The organism is Streptomyces sp. NPDC017676 (assembly GCF_044329325.1).
Taxonomy (GTDB): domain Bacteria; phylum Actinomycetota; class Actinomycetes; order Streptomycetales; family Streptomycetaceae; genus Streptomyces.
Genome location: NZ_JBIRJA010000002.1, coordinates 438,711 through 464,209, shown reverse-complemented (window position 1 = coordinate 464,209; position 25,499 = coordinate 438,711). Strand labels below are relative to the sequence as shown.

Below are 25,499 nucleotides of genomic sequence, written 5' to 3'. Positions count from 1 at the left end.
CACCGTCTCGTCGCGGCGGAACGCGGCCAGCAGCAGGGTGCGCGCGTACCCTTCGAGGCCGTCGGAGAGGTGGCCGGCGTGGCTCACCTGGTCGCCGGGCAGGTGGTAGAGGGCGCGGTCGGGGGTGGCGTACGGCTCGACGGCGGCGAGCAGGCGTCGGCGGCGGCCTCCCAGTGGGCACGGGTGAAGCCGGTGTACGCGCTCGACACGCGGTCCTCGGCGGGCAGTTCGATCACGTCGGTGGCGGTCCTTCCTCGCGGGGCCCGGGGCGCCCCGGTTCCGGTCGGGGCGCCCCGGGGGTCATCCCACCCTCACCTCTCCCGGGGGCACCAGACCCAGGGCGAGCAACGCGTCGCGGACCAGGCCCGCGTAGAGGGTGGCGCCGTACGCGGAGGTGTGCGTGTTGTCGCGCTTCTCGTCGTACAGGTAGACCGCCTTCGAGCCCTCCACGCCGAGGGACTCCACGAGCGCCTTGGTCCTCGCGGTGAGGTCGATCAGCGGGACGTCCTCGGCCGCGGCGACCGAGCGGACGACGGCCGGGTGGTCGACACCGAGTCCGTTGACCAGCAGGGCGGTGGGGTTGTTCAGGGTGCCGTCGGCGTTGAACCAGCGGCGCACGACCGGGGTGACGAGCACCGGCTCGCCGCTCTTCCCCCGCACGCCCGCCACGAGTGTCTCCAGGTTGGCGCGGTAGGTGGTCGCGTCGGTGGTCTTGTCGTTGTGGGCGAGCTGGATCAGGACGAGGTCGCCGGGCCGGATCAGCGGCTGGACGGTGGCCCACAGCCGCGGGTTCTCCAGATAGGTGACCGTGCTCTCGCCGGAGTCGGCGTGGTTGGCGACGGACAGGCCCTTGCGCAGGTACTGCGGGAGCTGCTGGCCCCAGCCGGAGTAGGGGTCGGCGGGCTGGTCGCACACCGTGGAGTCGTCGGCGAGGATGATCCGGCGGGCATGCCGGGCGGGGGTGACCTCGATGTCGGCGAGGGCGGGTGCCGAGCCGCCGAGTGCCAGGTCGAGACCGGGAGTTCCGTCAGGACCGGTGGGTTCCCCCTCGGGGGTGCGGACGTCGACGGTGAAGCCGCGGGTGACGTGCTCGCCGGCCGCGACGGCGGTCTCCGGGAACAGCGAGCGCCGGGTCTCGCCCGTGACGCGCGTGCTGGACGCGGTGGCGCCGCCGAGCCGGACGGTCACGTCGTACCCCTTCAGCATCAGTCTGCGACTGGGGGCTTCGGGCAGGTCGTGGTCGCGGCTCATGGGGACTGCCTCTCGGTGGGGAAGCGGTGCCTTCCAGGACTGCTGGATCACTGCTTGTTCGGTATCCCGTACGTCATCTGTGATTCCGAACGCCGAAAAGGTAAGGGGGTGTCACGAGGGGGTCAATGGTTCGGGCGGAGAAAGCGCGACGGAGGGGAAAGCCCTTTCCCCTCTCCCTTCGACTAGCGTCGTGACCATGACCAGCCACACCTCCCCCGACCTCGCCGACGCCCTCGCCGCCGGGACCGTCGTGCTAGACGGCGGCATGTCCAACCAGCTGGAGTCGGCCGGCCACGACCTGAGCGACGAGCTGTGGTCGGCACGGCTGCTCGCCGAGCGGCCCGAAGCGGTGACCGAGGCGCACCTCGCCTATTACCTCGCCGGCGCGAGCATGGCGATCACCTCCAGCTACCAGGCCACCTTCGAGGGCTTCGGCAAGCGCGGCATCGGCCGGGAGGAAGCCGCACGGCTGCTCGGGTTGAGCGTGGAACTGGCCCGGGAGGCGGCCGGCAAGGCCCGTGGAGCGGGTGTCTCGCGCCCGCTGTGGGTGGCCGCTTCCGTCGGCCCCTACGGGGCGATGCTCGCGGACGGCTCCGAGTACCGGGGCCGGTACGGGCTGAGCGTGGCCGAACTGGAGCGGTTCCACCGGCCCCGGATGGAGGTGCTGGCCGCCGCCGCGCCGGACGTGCTGGCGCTGGAGACCGTCCCGGACGCCGACGAGGCCGCCGCGCTGCTGCGGGCGGTGCGGGGGCTGGGGGTGCCGGCCTGGCTGTCGTACACCGTCGAGGGCTCGCGGACTCGGGCCGGGCAGCCCCTGGAGGAGGCGTTCGGGCTCGCCGCCGACGCCAATGAGGTGATCGCGGTCGGCGTCAACTGCTGTGCGCCCGAGGACGTGCGGGGCGCGGTGGAGATCGCGGCGCGTGTCACCGGCAAACCGGTCGTGGTGTACCCCAACAGCGGCGAGGCGTGGGACGCGCGGGCACGGGCCTGGCGCGGACGCACCACGTTCGGCGCCGAGCAGGTCAAGGCGTGGCGGGAGGCGGGAGCACGGCTGATCGGAGGGTGCTGCCGGGTCGGACCGGAGGCGATCACGGGGATCGCCGCAGCGCTCGCGGCATAGGGCGGGCCGAGCGGGTCATTTGGACCTCCGGGTCGCAACCGTCTCGGGGAAGGCTCCGGCCACGGGGGAGCCTCCGCCACGGGCGATGAGGGGCTCCGTCACTGCCGCGCGACGGGGGTGCCGGGCACAGTGATGCCTCCGGCCACCGGCCTCCACACCCGGACGTGGCCGCCCCTTCGGGCTCCGCCAGACCCCTCCGCATCCGGGCACGGCCTTCGTCGGGCTCTGTCAGGGGCCCTCCGGCTCGGCCGGCCGGCCGTGCTGGATCAGGATCCAGCCCTTGACCGCGTGCATACCCAGGGACGTGTCGTGCTCCGGACGGCTCGGCAGCCACGGCTGGGCCGGTTCGCCGTCCGCGTCCAGCCCGTGCAGCACGAGGCTGCCGGCGTGCTCCGTCCTGCCCGCGACCTCCCACGTCCGCGCGAGTTGCCCCACGGCACTCGGTTCCCCGGCATCCACCGCCACCCGGCACAGACGTTCCGCCTCGGCGAGGTGGCCGGCCTCCTGCCGGATGCGGGCGAGCTCCAGCAGCGCGGGGGCGTGACCTCCCTCGGCGGCGTCCTCGTAGAGGCGCTCCGCCTCGGCCGGATCGCCGAAGGCCCACTGCCGCTGTGCCAGCCACGCCATGGCGTGCAGGTCTCCCTCGTCGGCAGCCGCCCGCAGGACCGCCTCTCCCGCTCCGGCCCCGTCCGCTGCCTCGGCGCGGTCCGCAAGCACGGCCAGTCCCTGCTGCCGGCCCATGTACTCGCCGAACGACAGGTTCACCATCCGCGCCGGGCTCAGGCCGCCCAGAGCCGCGGCCTGCCGGGCCATGCGTTCGCCCTCCGCCGGATCGACGCCCATCACGAGCTGGGCCATGACCCCGAGGGTGAAGAAGTCTCCCAGCTCGGCGGCCTGCTGCGCCGCCGCGACGGCACCGGGTACGTCGTGTTCCCCCGCCAGCCGCATGCGGGCCAGTTCGAAAGCGGCAGAGTGGTCTCCGGCGGCGATGGCCGAGCGGAAGTACCGCTCCGCCGCGCCCCGTTCTCCGGCGATCATGCGACGGCGGCCCAGGAAGGTCAGGGCCGCGGCCGCACCGAGTTCGGCCGCGGCCACGGCAAGCCGCTCCATCTCGCCGTCGCCGCCGACGAGTTCCTCGTTCTCCGCGAGGAAGAGCAGGGCCGTCGGTTCACCGGTCCGGGCGATCTCCGGAGCAAGCCGTCGCGCCGCCTCCAGATCCTCGTCCTCCTCGTACCAGGAGGCGAGATCGAGCAGTGCGGTGGCGTCACCCGCGTGATGCGCCTTCCAGATGAGCTCGACGGCCTCCTCCCGGCATCCGCGGGTCTCCCGGAGGTTGGCCATCTCGGTCCACGCGGGGGCGTGCCCCCGTTCGGCCGCCCGCCGGAAGAGGGTGTCGGCGAGGGCGTACCGTCCCCTGCGGCGGGCGGAGTCCGCCAGTTCGTGCAGGTCGGCGGCGTCGGCCGCGAACCGCTCGGCCGCCTCCCAGAAGGGCGCGCCGGGACAGACGTAGGACCGCGCGAGGCGACCGTACTGGTCGAGGTAGTCGGCCAGCCTCCGCTGTCCCGGCCGCGCGCCCATCCCGCTCGCCGCGGGCACCTCGCCCAGGGGGGCCACGACCCCTTTGACCCTCTGCCGCCCGTGGTCCAGGGCCCCGGCGAACCAGTCGGGGCCGGCTCCGGCCCGCTGCGTCTCGCTGAGGTACGCCGGGGAGGCCGCCTCCAGGAGGCCGTCCGGAAGTGCGGGACCGTGGCCCAGGCGCCGGGCGTCCATCGCCGCCGTGAGAACCGCCTTGCCGTAACAGGCCGGTGAGTCGTCGGCGGCCTCGTAGAACTCGACGAGCTGCGGTCCCGCCGCCAGTGTCTGGGTGAGGGTGCCGTCCCTGCTCGTGAGGCTCGCCACGGCCAGGGACGGATCGCGCGTGCCCTTGATGTCCCGCAGGGCAGCGGGCGAGAAGGCCAACGGCACCCGGACGCCGATCGCCTGGGTGAGCAGGGCCCGTGCCTGCGGGTGCGGGTCCTTGCCGGGGGCACCGGGCTGGACGGTCAGCGAACGGTGGTGTTCGCGCCACATGGTCATCAGCACGACGACCGGCTGTGGCCGCTCCAGAAGTCTGCGCAACTGTGCGGCGACCTCTTCCCCCCGTTCCCGGGCGAGGAAGTTCTGCCCCTCGTCCAGCCACAGCACGGTCCGTGGCCGCGCCACGCCGGCGTCGAGCAGGCCGAGCAGGCTGTCGGAGTCCTTCGGGAAGACCAGGTCCCAGTCCGGCAGGCAGGTGCGCACCGCCTCGAACGCGGTTCGTGTCTTACCGGTGCAGGACTCGCCCAGGACGAGCACGAGCGTCGCGTCCTGCCCGAGCGCCGCCTGTTCCAGCCGCTGCCGCAGGTGCCGGTCGTGGTCACGCGGAACGTAGGCGGGCAGGACGAAATCCATCGCCGCCGCGGGGGTCGTGCCGCCGGGAGCAGCCACGGTGCCGGGGATGGCGGGGTGCACTCCGAGGCTGCCGGGATGCCAGTCGGCGACCGGCCGGGGCAGGTCCGGCAGCGCCGCGCGGCGGGATCGCGCGTCGTGCCGTTCCAGGGCCCGGGCGGCCTGCGCACTGCGCACCGCCTGCCCCACGGCGTGGTTCCGTGTGCCCGCCAGCTCGGCGTAGCGCGCACGCCACCAGCCCGGCCTCAGCAGGTCCTGGTCCACGCCGGGAATCGTCTCCCCGAGTCCGCTCACCTGCTCGCGCAACGTCCGTACCACGCCGAGCAGATGGTCCACGTCCTTGGGCGTCCGGTCGCCGGTCAGCCACGCGCTGACCGTCGACTTCGACCGCACCCCGGCGGCCCGGGCCAGCACCGAGAGGCCGGGGCTCCCGCCCAGCAGGATCCGGTGCAGTTCCCCGAGCCGGCGCAGATCCGCCCGGAACGCCTCCTCCACGCCCCCCTCGTGTGCTCCGTTCGCCACCCGCTCCCCCAGCGTTCGACCGCCCAGCGGACAGGACTGGACGCCCGGAAGTCTATGGCGCTGAACAGCCGCTTCGCGGGCCTGCCGTCCAATGTGCGCGGACGGTCGCGGAACGCCCCGCTGGACGGGCACCTTCGTGACCGCCGCCGCACGCGGCTTCCGTTCCGCTTCGATCAGGGAGTGCCCATGGCCGTCGTCGTCCGGTCCGCCGAGTTCCTCACCCCGTTCGGCACGCTGTTCCTCGTGACGTTCCTCCTGCTGTTCGCCGGTGTGATCGTCCCGGCCGTCTGGTCCCGGCACCGGCACCGCCGCGACGCCGCCCACCGCGTCCTCGGTCTGCTGCTGCGCTCCGCGCGGGAGGTGCCGGCCGCGCTGCGCCGGGCACTGACCCGTTGACCTGCCGACGGACGGCCGTGGGAACGGAAACCGGAGGGGTCCGCCGGCAGTGAGTCGGCTTGTCCGCCGCTCAGCACGACCGGGGGTGCGGGAGTCGGTGGCGGCGGTCGGCCGGTGGGGCGGGGTGGGCCGGGCGGGTGACCGGCGACCACGCGGTCCGGTCGGGTGCCGCCGCACCGCCCCCGCAGCGGCCGAACGGGACGCTCAGAAGATCCTCCCCCCGATCCGTCCGAGGATGGTGAAGGCGTGCGTGCCGTAGACGGCGAAGACCGCGATGGCGGCGAGAACGAGAAGGGCGAGGGGAGCGGCCCAGGTGAGACGGATCTTCATGCGAGCTGCCTTCCTTTCACGGGTTCGGGTTGGGTCGTGCTTCCGACGGTCAGCACGGCGTCGCAGCGGTCGCGGACCGCGTCGTTGTGGGTGGCGATGACGACGGCGCAGCCGTCCTCGCTCATCGTGCGCAGGATGTCGACGACGAGGGTGGTGTTGTCGTGGTCGAGAGCGCCGGTGGGCTCGTCGGCCAGCACGAGGGCGGGCTGTTTGACGATGAGGCGGGCCAGGGCGACGCGCTGCTGTTCGCCACCGCTGAGCCGGTGCACCTGCTCCTTCTCCCGGCCTGCCAGCCCGACGCGCGCCAGGGCGTCGGCGACCGTCGGAGCGTCGGCCCTCTTCCGCCGGGGCTTCATGGCGACTTCGAGGTTGGCCGCGACGCTCGCGTTCTCGATCAGGGCGTAGTTCTGGAAGAGGTAGCCGAGGACGTCGCGCCGGTAGTGCCGGGCGGCGCGCGGGCCGGATCCCGTGATGTCCCGGCCCTCGTGGCGGATCGCGCCGGAGCTCGGGGTGTCGAGCAGGCCGAGGCAGTTGAGCAGCGTCGACTTGCCGGAGCCGCTCGGCCCGACCAGGGCCAGCAACTGGCCTCGCCGGACCGTGAAATCGAGGCCGGACCAGAGGGTACGCGGACCGTAGGACTTGCGCAGGTTCTCGATCTCGATCACGAGGTGGCTCCGATGGGACGGTGGGGGGTCACGACTCTGCCGCCCCTTCCTTGACGATCCGACGGTGGAAGAAGGCCAGGGCCGCGAGCACCGCGGCGATCTCGACGGCGACGAGCCCGGCGTTGGCGCCCAGGTCGAGGCCGGTGATGTGGACGGGTTCGGCGGGCGGTTTGAGGCCGGTTCTGCGGTACTCCTCCAGCTCCTGGTTCTGCCACCACACCTGGAAGGGCACCCATACGGCGAGGAGGACGGCCAGCAGGCCCTCGACGCCGAGGAGCGCACGGTGTGTGGCCGTGAACCGCCAGCCGCTGATGTACCGGGCGAAGATGGTCTGCGCGTTCTTCCGGGAGTGGACGATGCAGACCCCGACTCCGGTGATGAGCAGCACCACGACCGCCACGGCCAGGTTGAACAACTGGAGCCGGAAGTCGGCGACGAGATCGCGGAGCTTGAGGGCCGCGTTCTGTCCGACCGGGCTCATCCCGGTGACGTAGGTCTCCAGATGGTGCTCGGCGATCCCGTCCGTCACGTCGTCCGGGTTCTTGAAGACGAGACTCTGCTGGGAGGCGTAGGCGACGTAGCCCCGGTTGCTCAGGGAGGGCGAGCCGTCGGGGAAGACGATGACCACCGGGTCGGTGACGAAGGACTCGTCCGCGTCGGGGTTGGTCATGGCCTGGAGCCGGCCCCGGGGGTTGTAGGTGAAGAGCCGCTGGCCGTCCCGGGCCCGCAGGGCCGTGACCCGCTCGGCGGGAACCGTCTCCGGGCGGCTCGGGTTCAGCAGTTCGGGGACCGAGGCGGCGAGACGGCCGGTGTACCGGTCCAGGTCCGCGGGGACGAGCAGTCTCACCCGGGTCCCGTCGGCCGTGGTCGCGGGGACCCGCCGCCCCGCGGCGTCGAGCACGGGCTGTGCCGCGAGATAGGACTCGTTGACGATCAGCAGGTCGCGGTCCGGTAGACCGGCCAGGTCGCCCAGGTGCCGGAGCCTGCGGTGCCCGGCGATGATGATCTGCCCGTCCCCGTCGGCCTTGCGGAGCCAGCCGCCCACCTTCTCGTCCAGGACTTCGAAGGCGCCCTCGCTCGCCGTGCTGCCGTTGAGGGCGATCGCGGTGGTGTCGCCGATCTTCCGGTACGTCTCGATGCTGGCTTCCCGGCTCGCGATGTTCTGTCCGGCCATGACGACGTCACCGGCGATGCTCACCGCGAGCAGCAGCGCGGGGATCCGCACCAGGTAGGTGCTCATCGCCGCGGTCCGGGCGGGGAGTTCGCCCTTCAGCGCTCGCAACAGGGCGGTCTGGGAGGTGAGCTGGAGCGTGATCGCGTGCACGGCGATGGAGACGAGCCCGAGGACGGCGGCGATGCCCAGGGCGACCAGGGCGAAGACGCCGATCCAGGCCAGTCCGTTGTAGAGGCCGAGCAGCAGCAGGGCCAGGGCGGTCACCCCGCCGAAGGCCGCCGCCCAGAAGGTGGCCAGTTGCCGCAGGTCCCGCAGCAGGATCTGCCCGAACGACCTGCCCTGGAGGCGCTGCACCCCGTATCCCTTGGCGCTGAGCATGACGCCGGCGCCCGTCATCGTCACGACGGCGAGGGTGACGACGAAGAAGGAGCGGAGCAGAGCGCTGTCGGAGTAGGCCGGGGTCAGCTGCCCGAGCGAGTAGGGGCGGTAGGGCGCCGCCTCGAAACCGAGGCCGGTGAACGTCCGGACCAGTTCGTCGACGTCCCGGTCCGAGCCGAACACGTAGTAGTAGCCCCGCGGGTCGCGGTTGCCCAGCTCCGCGACGGGGTGCACATCGGTGCGGTAGTCGCGGTCGAAGGCGGGGTAGCCGTCGCGCAGCCAGTCGGAGTGGGGTCCTCCGGGGGCCAGGTAGAGATGCCGCCGGCTGTACGGCTCTTTGAGGTCGGGGGTCTCCCGCGCGACCGTCGCCCCGTGGGACCGGGCGAACTCGGCCATGACACGGGTGACATGGGCGCCGGAGGTCTCCCCCTTGGTGTCCGTCACCCAGACGACGGCCGTGTGGCCCATGACCCAGCGTCCGTCGAGGTCCCGGAGGAACAGGAAGGAGAGCACTGCGGAGAACGCCAGTACGGCGGCGTGAACGAACTTGATACTTCGGTGCAGCATCGACGACCCAGATCGGGGAGCGCGGCTCCGGGAGGGCAGAACGGGCGGGGAGTGGACCGCCCGCGGGGGGACATGGCATTCTCTCCGCGGGCGGGGGTGCTCACCTCACCACGAGGAACAGGGGCTCACCGGCCCCGATGGGTCAGCAGCTGGTCTTGTAGTACGCCTTGTTGCCGTACAGCGCAGCGTCGGCCTGGGTGATGCTCCAGTTGCCCGCGCTCGCCTCGTCGGTGTCGATGTACTCACCGACGGAGGTCGAGCCGTGGCAGCGGCTGGACAGGTAGTAGTCGGACCACACGTACGAGGTGCCGGCTCCGTGGTCCCAGGTGCCACCCTCCGCCGGGTAGGAGATGGTGGCCAGTGCCGGAGTGGCACCGGCGATGACGAGGGCACCGGCGGCAATCGCGACCTTCAGGCTGCGCTTGTTCTTCACAGGGATCTTCCTACTCTCCATGACATGATCTCGCCTTTGGCTTGATATCGGCCTTGTATGGCTTGATCTTGATCTTGATCGGGCAGGACTCTCCCAGGGGTGTAAAGGTCTGTCAAGTTCTAGGTAATACAACGGACTTGGCGCCCAAAACGTGCTTGCACCCTTCACAGGAGCTGCACATCTGACGGGTCGTGAGGAGGACCGGGGGTCGCCGGCAGCCGGCGCACCGGAGCAACCGTCAAGGCGGGCAGGGTTCTTGGATGCCCTCAGCGGCGCCGGGCCACCACCGAGCGCCGCAGACGCCGTACCGCCGCCGCCAGCTCCGCCCCCGGAGCCCGGCCCCCGGACGCGGGGCTGATCTCCGGGACGACCGAGCGGGCGGTCGGCCAGAGGCCGGTCTCCGCATCCCGTGGGCCGCGCACGGTACGCGGCTCGTCCTCGCCGAAGACCCGCACCGGATGCGTCGCGTCCCAGGCCGCCCAGCCGGGGTCCCCGGTCGCCGCGAACCGCACCCAGGCGGCGTGCATCGCGTCGGCCAGTTCCTGCGGGGCGCCCTCACCGGCCAGCTTCCGCGACTCGGGCACGTCCCCGCTGTCGAAGACGAACCCCAGCTCCAGGGCGTGGCAGGCGCCGAGGCCGGGCAGCCGGGAGGGCCACGCGAACTCGTACAGGTGACTGGCGCCGGGGTGGGCGTCGGCGAGCCGGTGCAGCGGCACCCGCAGCAGGTGGTCGGTGACCATCTGGCCGACGATCTCGGCGGTCCCGGCGTCCGGGTGCAGCGCGCGGTAGCCGCGCGCCACCTCGTGCCCGGCGTGGCAGCGGGCCATCGCCCCGGCCAGGGCGACCGCGCCGAGCCGGTCGACGTGCTCCAGCAGTCCGCCGGGCACCAGCCACAGCCGGTACTCGTCCCGGGTCCATCCCATGAGCAGGTCGACGTCCCGGGCCGCGCCGCCTTCGGTCAGCGCCTTCAGCGGGTCGCGGGGCACGAGGTCGCCGTCCACGACGACGCCGAACGCGGGCCCGCCCAGCACCGGGCTGCCGAGCCGGCCGACCTCGGCCTGGGTGCGCAGCAGCAGTGCGCGGTCGACCGCCGCGAACGCCTCGGCCGTGGCCGGGATCTTCAGCCGGGCGGCCATCCGGCGCACCATCCGCCGCACCTTGTCGCGGTCGACGGCCTCGGGCGCGCCGCTCTGCAGGACCGCCCGCCGGACCAGGCCCCGTGTCTGGGGTGCGGCGAGGAGGACGCCGGCGCTGATGGCGCCGGCCGACTGGCCGCACAGGGTGATCCGGTCCGGGTCGCCGCCGAAGGCCTCGATCGTCTCGTGCACCCAGCGCAGCGCGGCGAGCTGGTCGCGCAGGCCGGGGTTCGGGGGCGCGTCGGGGAACAGCCCGTAGCCCTCCACCCCCAGTCGGTAGTTGAGCGAGACGAAGACGACTCCGTCGCGCGCGAAAGTCCTGCCGTCGTACACCGGCACCGCCGAGGAACCCCTGGTCAGCGCGCCGCCGTGCAGCCAGACCAGGACCGGGAGCCGGGCGCCGGGCCCCGGCTCGGGGGTCCAGACGTTCAGGTTGAGGCAGTCGTCCCCCGGGATCACGGGGTCGGACAGGTACTGGGCGAACGCCTCGGAGTACGGCGGCTTCGGCGCGGTCGGCCCGAACGCGCCGGCGTCCCGGACCCCGTCCCAGGGCTCGGGCGGCCGGGGCGGGCGGAAGCGCAGGAAGCCGACGGGCGGGGCGGCGTACGGGATGCCCCGGAAGACCGCGATCCCCCGCTCGTACCGGCCGCGTACGGCCCCGCGGGGCGTTCTGACCACGGGGCCCGTCTGGTCTGCCGTCATCGCCCACCAGCCCTTCGCCACGCGCGCGTGCCTCGTCCCACCAAGAGCACCGGATCGCCCGGACCTATTCCGGTGCACGGATCCGCGGGGTGCGCTGTCCCGCGGGTGGCCGCGTTTCGAAAGTCTCCGCCGGAGCCGTCCGGTGATTCCCCCGTCTTCCCGCCGTCTTGCCCCGCACCTATCGTAGGAAGCGCTTTCTGGGAGGTCGTCGGTGTGCAGACCTCGGAAGCAGCGCTGGTCGCGACTTTCGATGGCCCACGGGCGGGCCGGAGAGGTGGTTCCCTATGGTCCGTGCGGGGAGTGCGAGCGTGGGGGCCGGGCCGACGCTGGCGGTGGTGGCCCGGGAGGCGGGCGTGTCGGTGCCCACCGCTTCGAAGGTCGTCAACGGCCGCGAGGACGTGGCCCCGGAGACTCGCCGCCGGGTGACCGAGGCGCTCGACCGCCTCGGTTACGTGCGCCGTCCCCGCTTCGACGCGGCGAAGGCGCCCGGCCTGGTGGACCTGGTGCTGCACTCACCGGAGAGTTCCTGGTCGGGTGCGGTGCTGCACGGGGTGGAGGCGGCGGCGCACGAGGCGGGCCTTGAGGTGGTCGTCTCGGCCGGCCCGGCCCGGCCCCGGGGCACCCGCCCGGAGCGCGACTGGCTGGACAAGCTGACCGCGCGCGGCTCCTCGGGCGTGCTGGTCGACCGGGCGGAGCTGTCCGCCTCCCAGTACGCCTGGCTGGACCATCACCGCATCCCGTACGTGCTCATCGACCCGGCGCACGAGCCGCCGGCCGGCGTGGTGTCGGTCGGGGCGGCCAACTGGCAGGGCGGGGTGAGCGCGACCGAGCACCTGCTGGGGCTCGGGCACGAGCGGATCGCGGTGATCGCCGGGCACCGGCGCACGATGGCCGACGGCGCCCGGGTGGCCGGCCACCGCTCGGCGCTCGCTACGGCGGGAGTGCGGCACCGGGCCGATTACGTGCGGCACGCGGGCCCCGACGAGACCACCGCCCGGCTTCGCACGCACGAGCTGCTGGACCTGCCCGAGCCGCCCAGCGCGGTGTTCGTGTGCTCCGACCGGATGGTGCTCGGGGTGTACACGGCGCTGGCCGAGCGGGGGCTGCGGGTGCCGGACGACGTCAGCGTGGTGGGGTTCGGCGATCTGCCCGAAGCGCGCTGGGCCACCCCGGCGCTGACGACCGTGCGCCCGCCGCTGGCGGAGATGGCGGCGACGGCGCTGCGGCTGCTGGTGCGGATGATGCGCGGCGACCGCCCCGAGGGGACGCGGACGGAGCTGTCGACACGACTGGTGCGGCGCGCGAGCACGGCCCCACCCGGGAACGGGCCCGCCGCGTGCCGCCCGTGAACCACGCCGACCGGACGGCCGCTCGCCGGACCGAACGGCCGAGTGCGTGATGCCGGCGGCGGATCCCGGCGCGTGAGGTGACCCCGCCCCGGCGAGCATCGTGCGCCGGGCATGAAGCACTCCACGCGTATCGCCGCCGCCCTCTCCGTGGCCGCGGACGCCCTGGTCACCGCCTACGGCACGGCCCACGCCGCCTGCCGCACCCGCGCCCCGGGACAGCGGCGCGCCACCGTGGCCTCGCCCGTCCACGAGCACGACCCGGAGGAGGACGTCGAACTCGACGAGAACGGCCGTCCCGGCCTCACGGAGGACTGAGTCCGACGGCCGGACGCCAGGAGCCGGTGACACGGTGACGGCCGGACACCTCCCGCAGGGGGTGCCCGGCCGTCGTGTCGTCCGGTGGCCGCTCAGTCCTCCTCGCCCCGGTCGGCGCCGACCAGGGCCTCGACCACGTCCACGGCGCTGCCGTCGTGGTCGCTGCCGGCGGTGCCGCTGCCGGTCTGGAGGTTGGCCGCGCGATCGACTTCGAGCCAGGAGTCGGCGTGGGAGTTGTCGATCACGGTGATCAGGCCCCCGGACGCGACGGCGGGCACGGCGCCGGCCCCGAGGAGCACGGCGGCCACCGCCGTGGCCACGCCGAGCCGCGGTACGGCACCGCTCACACGCCCACGCCCTCGGGGGTGAGCCGCTCGCGGGCGATGTTGCGCTCCAGCAGGCTGGTGGAGGCCTTCACGCCGACGCCGCTCGCGGGGTCCACCTCGGGCAGCCGGCCGTCGGCCGCCTTCAGGCCGGCGAGCGCGGAGTCCATCGCCTCGTGCGCGGCGAACAGGCACGGGGTGCTGTAGATGGCGACGTCCACGCCGAGGTCCGACAGCTCACCGAGGGACAGCCGCGGCGACTTGCCGCCCGCGATCTGGTTGAACAGCAGCGGCTTGTCCCCGACGACCTCACGGATCCGCTTGATCCACTCGACGCTGCGCACCCCGTCGACCAGCACCACGTCGGCGTCGGTGGCCGCGAGCCGTTCGGCGCGGTGCAGGATGTCGTGCTCGTCGGTGGCGTCCGTGCGGGCGACGACGACCAGGTCCTTGCGGGTCTCCAGGACCTTGTGCAGCTTCTCCAGGTACTCCTCCAGGGGCAGTACCTGCTTGCCGTCGGCGTGGCCGCAGCGGCGCGGCCGCTTCTGGTCCTCCAGGATCACCCCGGAGGCGCCGATGCGCTCCAGGCCCTCGACGACGTGACAGGCGACCTCCGGGTCGACGTACCCGTCGTCGATGTCGACCAGCAGGTGGTGGTGGGGGAACGCGCCGCGCAGCCGCTGGACGAAGGCCACCATGTCGGGCCAGGCGATGAATCCGATGTCCGGCAGTCCGTAGTACGAGGCCGCGAAGCCGAAGCCCGATACGAACATCCCGTCGTAGTGCTTGGCCGCGATCGACGCCGAGTACATGTCGTACACGCCGATCAGCGGTGTGGTTCCGGGACCGGCGATGCGCTCGCGCAGCTTATTACCGTAGGTCAAGGTCCGGCTCCTCCTGTGGGTGGGTGACGCGGGGCGGAAGGGGGGCCGCCGCGTCTCGACGCCCTTTGCCAAGACAAGAGCATCTCTAGATAGTCACGTGACCTTCCCCCTACGCCAGCTTTACTCACTCCAACGGCGCAACGGGTTCACCGCAGAAACGTCACTGGTCAGCCGTTGCCGCCCAGGTGAGGCCGCCGTTCAGGTGCGCGAGGAAGACCGGGTCGCGGTAGGCGTCGGCGGCGTGGCCGAGGGCCGTGTAGAACACGCGTCCGCCTCCGGGACCCCGCTCGTAGCACCAGGCCAGCGGATGGTCCGCGCCCATGCCGCCGCCGTCGTACGACGTCTCGTCGGCGCGCAGCAGCACGCGTGCCCCGCCGCTCGGGGCGTGGTCGAAGTCGTACCACTCGTCGGTGAACTCCCAGACGGACGGCAGCCGTCGGGTCGCGGGGTGACCGGGGTCGGCGACGAGGGCCCGGCCCGGCTGGTGGGCGGGGTGCCGGGTGAAGCGGGCGCCGAGGAGTTCGCCGTAGTACGGCCACCCGTACTCGGTGCAGGCCGCCGCGTGCACCCCGGCGAAGCCGCCGCCCGACCGGACGTACAGCTCCAGCCGCTCGCGCCCGGCCGGGGTCAGCACGTCCCCGCTGGTTGAGAGGAAGACCACGGCCGCGAACCCGTCCAGCGGCCGTTCGAGGTCCGCGGGGTCCTCGGTGTGCTCGACGGCGAACCCGCCGAGCCCCCGGACAGCGGCGACCGCGTCCGGGAGGGAGTCGTGGCGGTATTCGGTGGTGCGGGTGCACAGGAGGAGACGAGGAGGCATGCCACGGGACTCTAGGCGCACGCCCGACGATCCGGCAGTGCGGTCCGCCGTCCCCTGGTCCGGCACCGCCGGGCCACGGAACGTTCCGCTCAACCGCCTTCGTCCACGCTGCTGTCCGACGCACCGTCACCGTACGACGGCAGGTCCCCGCGCCGCACCGGTGCCGCCGCCGTGCGGGCCGGCGGCAGGAGCGCGGCGAGTTCCGCCGGTGCGGGCCGGGTGGACGGCGTCCGCGGCACTGCGGAGCACATCGGCCGGGACCTTCTCGCCGCTGGTCCGGACCACCCGGCCCTTCGCCGGTGCCACGCAGGCGTAGCCCTCCGGGCAGTCGGCGGCGCAGCCCCCGATCGACGTGGAGGTGGAGCACGGCGCCGTTCCCCGCACGGACCGGTCAACTCCGGCCGGGGCCCTTGGTATCCCGGCCAGGGCGTGCAGAACCAGGTTCTGGTCGAGGCGGAGCGGGCCCCGGGGGCGCAGGGCGGCGGATCGCCGCGCTGCACGTCCCGGGGCAGGCCGCCGGTCAAGGGCAGCCGCGCCCCGTCCTGCCGGTCGTGACGGAAGGCCAGGACCGTCTCCACATCGGCTCTTCCTCACTTCGCGCTCGTGCCATCGGCCGGCCGGACGACATCCAGTGGACCACCGACACCCCGACCGCCTGGTGGGCGCTCGTGCTGGTCACCGTGTGGTGGACGCTCGGATGCAACTCCGTCATCTACCTGGCCGGCCTGCAGGACATCCCCGCCGAACTCTGCCGTTACCATCGCCGGTGTTGTTCCCGGACACCAGTTCAGCGATCATCCCGGCCGGCGGAACGGTGACGTCCGGCCGTTGATGATCGCTGAACGAATGGTGTTCCCCGCCACACGACCGTGATCGGCGATCGAGGGTTCCACGTCTCGCCGCCCGTCACGGGCGTGCCCGCCGGTCAGGCGATGGTGCCCACGTGCATCGAGCCGTCCGGAAGCCCGACCGTGTAGGTGTCGAAGATGTCACCGTTGCTGTCGATGTTCGTGGCCTTCGACCACGCGCCGGACGAGCTGCGCACCCGGTCCCAGACTCCGGACCCCGGCACGACCGCGTCGACGTGCATCGAACCGTCCGGGAGGGCGGACGTGGACACCGAGGTGACGTCACCGTTGGCGTCGATCTGCGTGGCCGCACCGGCCCAGGTGCCCGACGCGCTGCGCACCCGGTCCCAGACGCCGGAGCCCGGCACGACCGCGTCGACGTGCATCGAACCGTCCGGGAGCGCCGTCGAGGCGATGGCGGAGATGTTGCCGTTGTCGTCGATCTTGGTGGCGGAACTCCAGCTGCCCGAGGAGCTGCGGGTACGGTCCCAGACGCCGGAGCCCGGCAGGAGGGCCTGGACGTGCAGGGTGCCGTCCTTCAGGCCCGACGCGGAGAGCGCGGTGATGTTGCCGTTGGAGTCGATCTGGGTGCTGGCCGACCAGCTGCCGGACGCGCTCCGGGTACGGTCCCAGACACCGGCGCCCGGGACGAGGGTCTGCACGTGCAGCGTGCCGTCGGGCAGGGCGGCGGCCGAGACCGCGGACACGTCGCCGTTGGAGTCGATCTGGGTGGCGGAGCCCGCCCAGGTGCCGGAGGCGCTGCGCACCCGGTCCCACACACCCGAGCCGGGCACGATGGTCAGCACGTGCACGGTGCCGTCCGGAAGCGTCGCCGACGCCACCGCGCTGATGTGGCTGTTGTCGTCGATCTCGGTGGCGTGCGCGTCCCAGGTGCCCGAGGCGCTGCGGGTGCGGTCCCAGACCGTGCCGGCCGGGGTGACCGGGTCGTCGACGATGTTCTTGTAGCGGTACGCGTCGTAATAGCTGGTGGGCCACCCTTCGATGCTCGACCAGTTGATGTTGGCGTGGGTCGGGCCGTGGGTGGGGTTGTTGGGGTTGCTCTCCGCGTAGTACGTGAAGTCGCCGCTCGTCTTGTTCGTCCAGCCGGCGAAGATGAAGGTGTGCTCGGCGGTGTAGTCCATGATGTCGCCGGGCAGGAGGCTGGAGAAGCTCTCCTTGGTGGAGACGTTCGGCAGGGTCCAGGTGACCAGACTCGACGACAGGTGCCAGGCCATCGAGACGTAGCCCGAGCAGTCCTCCCGGTAACCGCCGTACTCACCGGCCTTGTTGTACGGCACGCCGGCGTCCACCCAGCTCTGCGCCCGGTTGAGCACCTCGCTGCGGGTGATGGGTCCGTCGACACTGGAGTCGGCGTGCGCGGGCAGGACCGCCGCGAAGGTCGTGGTGGCCGTCACGGCCGTGAGGACGGCCAGGGCACGCAGTCGGGACGTGCGGAGATTCCGCATGGTGAACTCGCTTTCTGTGAAACAGGAGAGAAATGCGGGGAAGAGGGACGGAGGTCACATGTGCGCGGCGATGACGGACAACTCCGCCCGGTCGTCGGACCGCTGGTGGGCCGGGTCGGCCGCGGGGGTGTCGCCCGGCTCGGTGTACTGCACGACCGTCAGCGCCGCCCCACGCCTGACGACGTAGTAGTGGTTGGTCTGCCGACCGGGCATGGAGATGCCCGCCACCGCGGTCCAGGAGCGTGCGTAGGCGGTGCCGCCGGTCGTGGACGCCGTCTTCGTGACCACGGCGTCCTCCGGTGTGTCGTGCTGTGCCTGGATGGCGCGCAGGTCGTGCTGGCAGCCGTCGAAGGCGGTGACGAGCTTGCGGTAGGCGGCGTCCGCGGCCGTGGCGGAGTCGAAGGTGAACGTGTCCTGGATGGCGGGAGTTTTCGTCTTGCCGACGTAACCCTGCTGCCGCCAGCCGACGGCCCCGTGCACCCAGCCGCACTCGCTGACGCCCACGTCCTGGGTGGTCTGCCGGGTGCGCGGCGGACCGATCTCCTTCCAGCCGGAGCGGTGCGCGTCGGGCAGTTGTGCGGCGGGCAGCGGACGCGCCGCCTTGGACGCGGTCTTCGGCGCGGCCTTCGACGTGGTCTTCGGCGCGGCCTTCGGCGTGGGACGGGCCGCGGACGGGCTGGGGCTGGGGGTGGCCGCGGCACTGGGCGCGGTGGTGGTCCAGTCACCGCGTCCCCCCGGCTCCGCCTGGACCGGGGAGGCGGTCGCAACGGGCAGCGCTCTGGCGGCCGTTGCCGTGGGCGCCGGGTCGACGGCGTACCTGACGGCACCGACGGCCGCCGCGGCGGCGAGCGGCACGGCGGCGAGGGCTATGACACGGACGCGGCCTCGAACGCGGCTGGACATGGCGGATCTCCTTCACGGGCAGGGGCGTGCCCGGCAGGACGGCCTGCGGCGGGCACGGTTCGTCGGCGCGCCGCGGGGGCGGCGACGGGCGCCGGAACGGTCCGCGGCTTGAGGCTCTCGCCGCAGGCGCCGAGAAGAGAGTGACCGTTACACGCAGTCAGCGGTATGGCTTTGACCTGGTCAGAAGGGTCCGCGGACGGTTCCGGCCAGCGGCGGACGGTCCGGGTGTGGGCAGAGAGGGGAGCAGAGGGATCGGCCCCGCGGACAACCGGGCGTCGGGCGGGGCCGGAAGCGGGGCGAGTCCGGGGGGAGGCCGGAAGAGGCCGTGGCGGGCCGGTGCCGGCTCAGCCCAGCCAGCCGCGCTGGGCCGCGCGCACCCCCGCCTCGAAGCGGCTTCGCGCGTTCAGGTGGTGCATGAGCCCCGTCGCGATCCGGCGGGCGGTACGGGGGGAGACGCCCAGACGTTTGGCGATGGCCTCGTCGGTATGGCCCTCGGCCAGCAGCTTGACCACGGCCGCCTCGGTGTCCGTCAGCCCCTCCGGGCCACGTCGGCTGCTCTCGGCGAGCGGCTTGGCGGACTGCCAGACACTCTCGAAGAGCGCGCACATCGCGGTCAGTGTGCCTTGGCCGCTGAGCAACACCGCACCGGCGGCCGTGTCGTTGCTGCTGACGGGGCAGACCGCGACCCTGCGGTCGACGATGATCAGGCGGGTGGGCAGGGTGGCGACGGTACGGATCTCACCGCCGCGCCCGCTCAGCCACTCCAGGTACTCCAGTGTCCGCGGATTGTTGCGGACGCTGTCCAGGTAGATGGTGCGCAGCCGCACGCCGCGCTCCAGAAGGGAGGTGTTCAGCGGCCGGGCGGCGGCGATGGCCTGCGGCGTGTGCTCACCGTCCGGGGCGAAGGTCATGACCTCCTCGGCCACGTCCCGGGTGAGCCGGGCCAGCCGGTCACGGATCTCGTCGATGCCGGTGAGCTGCTCCACACCGGGGGCGGTGGTGCGCTGGGCGGCGTGCTCGGCGATCAGCTGGGCCGCCGCGGCCCGGGAGGCCTCCACACGCTGCTGCTGAGCGGCCAGTTCGGCCTGCTGACGGGCGAGCAACGACTCCAGGCCCACCTCGGGGCTGACGGCGTGCAGGGCACCGGGCACCTCGTACGAGTGGCGGACCAGGGCGAGTTCACTGAGCCGGTCGAGGGCCCGGCGCACCTCGGCCTCGGACAGCTCCAGCCGCACCGCCAACTCGGCGACACCTTCGGCGCGGTGTTCGAGCATGGCCCGGTAGACGGCTTCCGTGATCGGATCGACGCCCAGTGCTGCCAGCATTCATCCCCCCGACCCTGCGATGTTCACCGAATCAAAAAGATCATCGCACAACAAGGTCGGCTGTGGTCGATGTGTGAAGCGGTGTGGCCTTTTCCGGCCTCCGGTACAACCGTCCAAGCCCGGCAAGTAGCGTGAAATGCAGATCTTTTGAAAGCGTTGACCAGTATGTATCTCGTTCACGCACGACTGCGCTCCCCGGGAGGCGGTGTGCCTCTGCCCCCCGTGGCCGCCGGCCTGCTGCGCGAAGCGGCTCGTCCCGAGGACCGGCTGGAACACGTCAGCCTCCCCCCGGCCGTCCGGCCCTGCGCGGTGGTCGGGCTGTGGCTGCGCGTCGCGTCGTTGCGTGAGGCCGAGCAGGTGGCGACCGCCCTGTGTCTGCGGGCGCTGGCCGCCGGGCCCGAATTCGCCGGCTGGTCGCTGCTGGGCGCCGAGGTACCACTGCTGGCCCCTTCGGGCCACAGCCCCTTCCGGCCCGACGTCAGCCCTTCCGAACGCCCTGACCAGGACGGACATTAGTTCCAGGCCGCAGGGCGCGTCACCGCGGGACGTGTCCGAAGAGGTTGTCCGCTGACCTCGGTTCGTGGCCGGTACTTCCGACTCCCTTGACCAGAAGGACGTTTCGTCATGCCCGAACTGCGCCTCGCCGTCGCCGCTGCGGTCGCGACCCTCTCCCTCGGCGTCCTCGCCGCTGCCGGTGCCCACATCGCGCACCCTGTTCCTACCGCCGTCGCCGCCCAGGGACAGCCCGCCACCGCCACCGCCGGGCAGCCGGCCGGCACCGCGATGACCACCGACGACATGATCTGGCAGTGAGAGGCACCAGGATGGCATCCTCCGACCCGCCCTCACGCCTGCCCTCCCGACGCTCGCTCCTGCTCGCCGGACTGGGCACCGCCCTCGGGGCCGCTGTGCCGCTCGGCGGCAACGCCCGCGCCGCCACCCTGCCCCCGGTTCTGGTCGGCGACCAGAAGGCCCGCAAGGTGCTGCTGCTCGACCCGGCGAGGACCAGCTGGGATCCGGTGGCCGATCCGTCGGTGGTGCGGTGGTCGTTCACCCCGGACGGCGATTCCCGGTACGCGGACCTCCAGCCGGCCTCCAGCTTCACCTATGTCAGCGAGGTGAAGGCGCGCGCGTCGGGCGGCTCCACGCTCCTGCTCGTCACCGCCTCGTACGGCTTCGCGGCCGTGGTCGAGTACCCGACCGGCAACCGCCGCTGGGCCGGCCTGGTCGCCGACTCCGGACCGGGGGACGACCTCAACCCGCACAGCATCGAGCTGCTGCCGGACGGCAACGTCGCCGTCGCGTGCAGCACCGGCAACGCCGTCCGCGTCTACGCCGCCTCCCAGGGCCCCGCCGCCACGGCCCACTTCACCACCCCTCTGGCCACGGCGCACGGCGTGCACTGGGACTCCAGCGCGAACGTGCTGTGGGCGGTGGGCGGCAGCAGGCTCGCCGCGTACACCCTCGACGGCACTCCGGCACAGCCCGGCCTCACCGAGAAGACCTCCGCCTCCGTGGACCTCCCCACGCCCGACGGCCACGACGTGGGCGCCGTGGCGGGCTCGTCCGATCTGCTGTGGGTGTCCACCGGGCAGGCGCTGTACCAGTACTCGAAGTCGGCGCGCACCTTCACGCCCTACGGCAGTTCGGCCTGCGGCCTGTGGGGTGGTGTGAAGGCCGTGAGCAACTACGGCAGCAGCGTCATCTTCACGATGCCGGACGGCGATCTGAGCCCCGACTGGCTGACCCGCTACGTCCGCAACGCCTCCAGCACCGTCGCCCCGTACACGCTCGCGGACGGCGGCATCTACAAGGCCCGCTGGTGGCAGCCGTAGCCCGCTGAACAACCCGCCCCCCTACTTGTCATGCACGCGCCTGGGAATTGAGAGGTTTTCCGTGCCCGTACCCACCGCCCTGCGCAGAGCGCTGCGCAGGTCCCTCACGCTCACCGCCACCGCGGCTGTGCTCACCGGCATCGCGCTCCCGGCCGCCCACGCGGCCGGCCCCGCGTCCCGTTCCGTCACCTACCGGGGCCACCAGTTCACCGTTCCGGCTGGCTGGGACACGGTCGACCTCGACCGCGACCCGCGCGCCTGCGTCCGCTTCGACCGCCACACCCTGTACTACGGCACCCCCTCCACGGACCAGGACTGCCCCTCCCACCTCGTCGGACGCACCGAGGCACTGCTCGTCCAGCCCGCCGGTTCCCGAGGCGCCGACCAGGCGCGCACCGACAGGGCCGCCCACCAACTGGCAGCAGGCGACGCCCAGGTGCGGCTCACCGGCACCTACGACAGCGACCCGGGGCTCGTCGAGGACATCGCCACCGACGCGGGCCTCACCCTGCGGAGCGCCTCCTCGCCCGAGCCCGCGCCCTCCACGCTCACCGCCGCGTCCCTCTCCAGCAGCAGCACCCACTACACCGGCAAGGGCTTCGACGCCTGCGCCGCGCCCTCGGCGAGCGCCATGAACGCCTGGAACAGCTCGTCCCCGTACGGCGCCGTCGGCATCTACATCGGCGGCGCCTACCGCGCCTGCAGCCAGCCCAACCTCACCGCCTCATGGGTTTCCCAACAGGCGTCCGCGGGCTGGCACTTCATCCCGATCTACGTCGGCGTCCAGGCCGCCGACATCACCTCGCCCACCGCCCAGGGCACCAGCGCCGCCGACGACGCGATCACCCAGGCCGCCTCACTCGGCTTCCCTGCGGGCTCGGTGCTCTACTACGACATGGAGGCGTACAGCTCTTCCGACTCCTCCGACGTGCTGAGCTTCCTGTCCGCCTGGACCAAGGAACTCCACGCCCGGGGCTACGACTCCGGCGTCTACAGCAGTTCCAGCTCCGGCATCTCCGACCTGGCGGACCACTACGGCAGCGGCTACCAGATGCCCGACGTCATCTACGACGCGCTGTGGAACGGCAGCGCCGACACCGGCGACCCGGCCGTCCCGTCCACGCTGTGGGCGAACCACCAGCGCATCCACCAGTACAGCGGCGGACACACCGAGACCTACGGCGGCGTCTCGATCAACATCGACTCGGACTACCTCGACGTCGCCCCGACCGCCTCCGCCGTCCCCCACGGCACCGTCTGGGACCGTACGCGCGGTTCCTCCGGCACCTGGGCGGGCAGCTCCACCGAGATCGACGACAACGACGCCATCACCGCCGTCGCCTCGGCCGCGCTGCCCGACGGCACCCTGCACACCTTCACGGTGGTTCCCGGCTCCGGGGTCTGGGAACGGGTGCGCAGCGCCTCGGGCACCTGGGCGGCGAACGCCGTGAAGATGGACGACAACGACAACATCGTCGCCGTGTCCGCCGCCGCGCTCAAGGACGGCACGCTCCACGTCGACGTGGTGGTGAAGAACTCGGGCGTGTGGGACCGCACACGGAAGACCGACGGCACCTGGACGGCGGCCACGAAGATCGACGACAACCCGTCCGTCACCCGGGTCGCCGCGGCGGGTCTCACCGACGGCAGCCTGCACCTGGAGACGCTCGTGCCCGGCTCGGGCATCTGGGAGCGGGTGCGCAGCGCCTCCGGCACGTGGCAGACGTCGGCGACCCAGATCGACACCAACGGGAACATCACCGCGCTGGCCACGGTGGCGCTGCCGGACGGCACCCAGCGCATCGAGGCCGTCGTGCCCGGCTCCGGCATCTGGGACCGCGTCCGTAACACCGCGGGCAACTGGCAGGCATCCACCCAGATCGACACCAACGGCGACATCAGCGCGGTGAGCGCGGCGGCGCTGCCCGACGGAAGCATGACCGTCGACGCGGTGGTACCGGGTTCGGGCGTGTGGGACCGTGCCCGCAGCGCCTCCGGCACCTGGCAGGGCTCCGCCACGAAGGTCGACGCCAACGGCGGCGTCTTCGCGGTCCAGTCCGCTGGCCTGCCCGACGGCACCGTGCACCTGCAGACGATCGTCTGAGCACCGACCCGCCGCACATCCCGGCACATCGCGCGAGGGCCCTCCGGTCCGGCGTGGGCGACGACATCCGTCTCCACCCCGATCACCGGCGAAGGGCCCTCGCGCCCGTCATGTCCGATGGTCGCTTCCCGGCAGCGGCCGGTGTTCGGGTCCCAGGGACTCCCTGCCGACCGCGGACCGAACGGTGAGGCCCGTGGGGCAGGGCGTGAACGGCGCCCGCCGGCGAGCGACTGCCGTCCTGTGCACCGCCGGAGGAACGCGGCGCTCTCCCGGTCGGCCGGTCCCGCGTCGGACACCTTCCCGCCTGTGGCGGAGACCTCCGGCGTGGTGGAGCTGTCACCGGTTCCGAACTGGAACGCCTCCAGGCCGGCCACACCGCGGCGAGGTTCGTCGTGCGGGCGCCACGGGTTCGCGCCGCGCCGGGCTGCGAGGTCCGCGCGAGTTCCGCTGCCACCGGAGTGCCCGGCAAGTAGCCGAACCACCGGCGGCCCGCGCTCGGCACGTGCGAACAACGTGTATGACGATCAGCTGTTCCTATCGACGCGCACCTCGGCGTCCCGGCCGGTCCTTGGCGTCACGGTGGACCAACGCGTACAGGACGACCTCGAAGACCCCCTGGCCGGCTGACCGGTCCTGGACCGGCTACGCCCATCTGCACAGCACCGTGGGCGTCGGCGTCAGCGGGGCATCGCGGTGAGACGAGAGGGCCTCCTGGGCTCCGGCGGTGGATGTCGCAGTCCACTCCGGACCCCAGAAGGCCCTCATCCGTGCAGACACCCATCACGGTGTCGGTCGTTCGCGGCCACCACCCCGCCGCCCGGGTCCACCGCCTCACGTGCAGGAGTGTCCGCTGCCTTCCGGCATCCTCTGCACGGGTCGCGGTGACCGCGATCGATCAGGCGATGGTGCCGACGTGGAAGGTGCCGTCCGGCAGTCCAGCCGCTGAGGTGGCGATGATGCCGCCGTTGTCATCGATCTGTGTGGCGCTGGAGAAGCTGCCCGCCGCGGACATCTCGCGGTCCCAGACGTCGCCGTTGACGACGGCCTGAACGTGCATGCCGCCGTCGGAGACCGCGCCGGAGGAGATCGCCTTGATGGTGCCGTTGTCGTCGATCTTCACGGCACTGCTCCAGGACCCGGAGGCGGCCCGCGTGCGGTCCCAGATGTCGCCGTTGACCAGCGCCTGCACGTGCAGTGTGCCGTCCGGCAGGCCGGACGCGGCAAGGTCCTTGATACCGCCGTTGTCGTCGATCTTCACGGCACTGCTCCAGGACCCGGAGGCGGCCCGCGTGCGGTCCCAGATGTCGCCGTTGACCAGCGCCTGCACGTGCAGTGTGCCGTCCGGCAGGCTGGACGCGGCGAGGTCCTTGATACCGCCGTTGTCGTCGATCTTCGTCGCGGACGACCACGAGCCCGAGGCCGATCGTGTGCGGTCCCAGATGTCGCCGTTGACCACGGTCAGGACGTGCAGTGTGCCGTCCGGCAGGGCCGCAGAGGCGATCTTCGTGATGGCGCCGTTGTCATCGATGTTCGTCGTCGACGACCACGCACCCGACGCAGATCGAGTGCGGTCGTACACCTTCCCGTTCACCAGGGACTGCACGTGCAGGGTGCCGTCCGGCAGGCCGGACGCGGCGATCTCGGTGATCGCCGTGTTGCCGTCGATGTTGGTCGCCGACGACCACGCGCCCGACGCCGACCGGGTCCGGTCGTACACCTTCCCCGACGGCGGAGTGGGATCGGCTGGGAACGGGTCGGCGGTGTCCGCACCCAGGCCTGCCTGCGGGCCGCAGGACGGCCAGGCCTGCTCGCCCTGCGCGGCGAGCACCTTCTCGCCGATGAGGATCTGCTCCTTCTCGGTGGCCTGGTGGGGGTAGTCGGCGTAGGCACGGCCACCGTAGGCGTTCCAGGTGCTCAGCGAGAACTGAAGACCGCCGTAGTAACCGTTGCCGGTGTTGATGCTCCAGTTGCCCCCGCTCTCGCAGTCGGCGACCTTCTCCCAGGTGGTGACGGACGCGGCCTCGGCAGTACCGGGCAGCAGTGCCAGAGCGGCGCCGGCCAGAGTGAGGGTGATGAGGGGCAGGCGTGCGGTACTGAATCGAGGCATGGCTACTCCAGTGCTGGGAAAGTGGGAGTGCGATTCCGACAAGGCGCGCTGTCCCGGTGCTGCCGACGCGCGCACAGTCCCGCCTCCGGGCACCCGGCGGTGGATGGCCCAGGCGAGCCGGG

At 72.4% G+C, this 25,499-nt stretch carries 23 protein-coding genes and 1 pseudogene; 8 read left to right on the top strand and 16 right to left on the bottom strand.

From position 1 onward, the window contains the following. Positions 1–3 precede the first annotated feature (3 nt). Positions 4–233, bottom strand: a pseudogene (locus ACH4LD_RS06280) (DUF2264 domain-containing protein); the annotation flags it as partial. A gap of 67 nt (positions 234–300) precedes the next feature. After that, entirely contained in the window at positions 301–1,251 is a 951-nt protein-coding gene (locus ACH4LD_RS06275; protein WP_398054297.1) for a rhamnogalacturonan acetylesterase, read from the bottom strand. 196 nt (positions 1,252–1,447) lie between these two features. On the opposite strand from ACH4LD_RS06275, the gene mmuM reads away from it, so the two are divergent. Next, positions 1,448–2,371 (top strand): homocysteine S-methyltransferase, encoded by a 924-nt coding sequence (gene mmuM, locus ACH4LD_RS06270; protein ID WP_398054298.1) that lies wholly within the window; start codon positions 1,448–1,450, stop codon positions 2,369–2,371. Positions 2,372–2,599: 228 nt separating this feature from the next. Here the strand turns inward: mmuM and ACH4LD_RS06265 are convergent, their stop codons facing one another. Further along, entirely contained in the window at positions 2,600–5,320 is a 2,721-nt protein-coding gene (locus ACH4LD_RS06265; protein WP_398054299.1) for a hypothetical protein, read from the bottom strand. A 186-nt stretch (positions 5,321–5,506) separates the two neighbouring features. Here ACH4LD_RS06265 and ACH4LD_RS06260 point away from each other — a divergent pair, with 186 nt between their 5' ends. Then, positions 5,507–5,716: a hypothetical protein gene (locus ACH4LD_RS06260; RefSeq protein ID WP_132783122.1), complete on the top strand. Its 210-nt coding sequence runs from the start codon at positions 5,507–5,509 to the stop codon at positions 5,714–5,716. 204 nt (positions 5,717–5,920) lie between these two features. Here the strand turns inward: ACH4LD_RS06260 and ACH4LD_RS06255 are convergent, their stop codons facing one another. The 5 genes from ACH4LD_RS06255 to ACH4LD_RS06235 all read right to left on the bottom strand — a co-directional run bounded on the left by ACH4LD_RS06255 (position 5,921) and on the right by ACH4LD_RS06235 (position 11,101). Beyond that, complete coding sequence (locus ACH4LD_RS06255) at positions 5,921–6,046, bottom strand: hypothetical protein (RefSeq protein WP_398054300.1); 126 nt, start codon at positions 6,044–6,046, stop codon at positions 5,921–5,923. Then, entirely contained in the window at positions 6,043–6,711 is a 669-nt protein-coding gene (locus tag ACH4LD_RS06250; protein ID WP_398054301.1) for an ABC transporter ATP-binding protein, read from the bottom strand. Before ACH4LD_RS06250 ends, ACH4LD_RS06255 begins: the two co-directional genes overlap by 4 nt. Before the next feature lie 28 nt (positions 6,712–6,739). Continuing rightward, a complete protein-coding gene (locus ACH4LD_RS06245; RefSeq protein ID WP_398054302.1) occupies positions 6,740–8,830 on the bottom strand; it encodes a bacteriocin-associated integral membrane family protein in 2,091 nt (696 codons plus the stop codon). 142 nt (positions 8,831–8,972) lie between these two features. Then, positions 8,973–9,284, bottom strand: a complete 312-nt coding sequence (locus tag ACH4LD_RS06240) for a lactococcin 972 family bacteriocin (protein WP_103811674.1) — start codon at positions 9,282–9,284, stop codon at positions 8,973–8,975. A gap of 245 nt (positions 9,285–9,529) precedes the next feature. Next, complete coding sequence (locus ACH4LD_RS06235) at positions 9,530–11,101, bottom strand: carboxylesterase/lipase family protein (protein ID WP_398054303.1); 1,572 nt, start codon at positions 11,099–11,101, stop codon at positions 9,530–9,532. Positions 11,102–11,385: 284 nt separating this feature from the next. Here ACH4LD_RS06235 and ACH4LD_RS06230 point away from each other — a divergent pair, with 284 nt between their 5' ends. Next, the gene (locus tag ACH4LD_RS06230; protein ID WP_398054304.1) at positions 11,386–12,450 is read left to right on the top strand and encodes a LacI family DNA-binding transcriptional regulator; all 1,065 of its coding nucleotides are present in this window, start codon (positions 11,386–11,388) and stop codon (positions 12,448–12,450) included. A gap of 111 nt (positions 12,451–12,561) precedes the next feature. Then, a complete protein-coding gene (locus ACH4LD_RS06225; RefSeq protein WP_398054305.1) occupies positions 12,562–12,765 on the top strand; it encodes a hypothetical protein in 204 nt (67 codons plus the stop codon). A gap of 92 nt (positions 12,766–12,857) precedes the next feature. On the opposite strand, the gene ACH4LD_RS06220 is transcribed toward ACH4LD_RS06225, so the two are convergent. From ACH4LD_RS06220 to ACH4LD_RS06190, 7 genes are all read right to left on the bottom strand, one after another. Next, positions 12,858–13,112 carry a hypothetical protein gene (locus tag ACH4LD_RS06220; protein WP_398054306.1) on the bottom strand — a complete coding sequence of 85 codons (255 nt, stop codon included), beginning with the start codon at positions 13,110–13,112 and terminating at the stop codon, positions 12,858–12,860. Beyond that, the gene (locus tag ACH4LD_RS06215) at positions 13,109–13,972 is read right to left on the bottom strand and encodes an oxaloacetate decarboxylase (protein WP_030645782.1); all 864 of its coding nucleotides are present in this window, start codon (positions 13,970–13,972) and stop codon (positions 13,109–13,111) included. Before ACH4LD_RS06215 ends, ACH4LD_RS06220 begins: the two co-directional genes overlap by 4 nt. 160 nt (positions 13,973–14,132) lie before the next feature. Beyond that, positions 14,133–14,789: a ThuA domain-containing protein gene (locus ACH4LD_RS06210; protein ID WP_398054307.1), complete on the bottom strand. Its 657-nt coding sequence runs from the start codon at positions 14,787–14,789 to the stop codon at positions 14,133–14,135. 89 nt (positions 14,790–14,878) lie between these two features. Next, positions 14,879–15,040: a hypothetical protein gene (locus ACH4LD_RS06205; RefSeq protein ID WP_398054308.1), complete on the bottom strand. Its 162-nt coding sequence runs from the start codon at positions 15,038–15,040 to the stop codon at positions 14,879–14,881. 674 nt (positions 15,041–15,714) lie between these two features. After that, entirely contained in the window at positions 15,715–17,103 is a 1,389-nt protein-coding gene (locus tag ACH4LD_RS06200; RefSeq protein WP_398054309.1) for a hypothetical protein, read from the bottom strand. 54 nt (positions 17,104–17,157) lie between these two features. Beyond that, entirely contained in the window at positions 17,158–18,006 is an 849-nt protein-coding gene (locus ACH4LD_RS06195; protein ID WP_398054310.1) for a hypothetical protein, read from the bottom strand. Between the two features lie 344 nt (positions 18,007–18,350). Next, positions 18,351–19,331, bottom strand: coding sequence for a LuxR C-terminal-related transcriptional regulator (locus ACH4LD_RS06190; RefSeq protein WP_398054311.1), 981 nt, complete (start codon positions 19,329–19,331; stop codon positions 18,351–18,353). A 207-nt stretch (positions 19,332–19,538) separates the two neighbouring features. On the opposite strand from ACH4LD_RS06190, the gene ACH4LD_RS06185 reads away from it, so the two are divergent. From ACH4LD_RS06185 to ACH4LD_RS06170, 4 genes are all read left to right on the top strand, one after another. Further along, entirely contained in the window at positions 19,539–19,847 is a 309-nt protein-coding gene (locus tag ACH4LD_RS06185; RefSeq protein WP_398054312.1) for a hypothetical protein, read from the top strand. 108 nt (positions 19,848–19,955) lie between these two features. Continuing rightward, positions 19,956–20,144 (top strand): hypothetical protein, encoded by a 189-nt coding sequence (locus tag ACH4LD_RS06180; protein WP_398054313.1) that lies wholly within the window; start codon positions 19,956–19,958, stop codon positions 20,142–20,144. 11 nt (positions 20,145–20,155) lie between these two features. Next, the gene (locus ACH4LD_RS06175) at positions 20,156–21,166 is read left to right on the top strand and encodes a DUF6528 family protein (RefSeq protein ID WP_398054314.1); all 1,011 of its coding nucleotides are present in this window, start codon (positions 20,156–20,158) and stop codon (positions 21,164–21,166) included. A gap of 61 nt (positions 21,167–21,227) precedes the next feature. Then, positions 21,228–23,270, top strand: coding sequence for a glycoside hydrolase domain-containing protein (locus ACH4LD_RS06170; RefSeq protein WP_398054315.1), 2,043 nt, complete (start codon positions 21,228–21,230; stop codon positions 23,268–23,270). A gap of 895 nt (positions 23,271–24,165) precedes the next feature. On the opposite strand, the gene ACH4LD_RS06165 is transcribed toward ACH4LD_RS06170, so the two are convergent. Then, positions 24,166–25,377, bottom strand: a complete 1,212-nt coding sequence (locus tag ACH4LD_RS06165; protein WP_398106158.1) for a transglycosylase family protein — start codon at positions 25,375–25,377, stop codon at positions 24,166–24,168. Between the last annotated feature and the right edge of the window lie 122 nt (positions 25,378–25,499).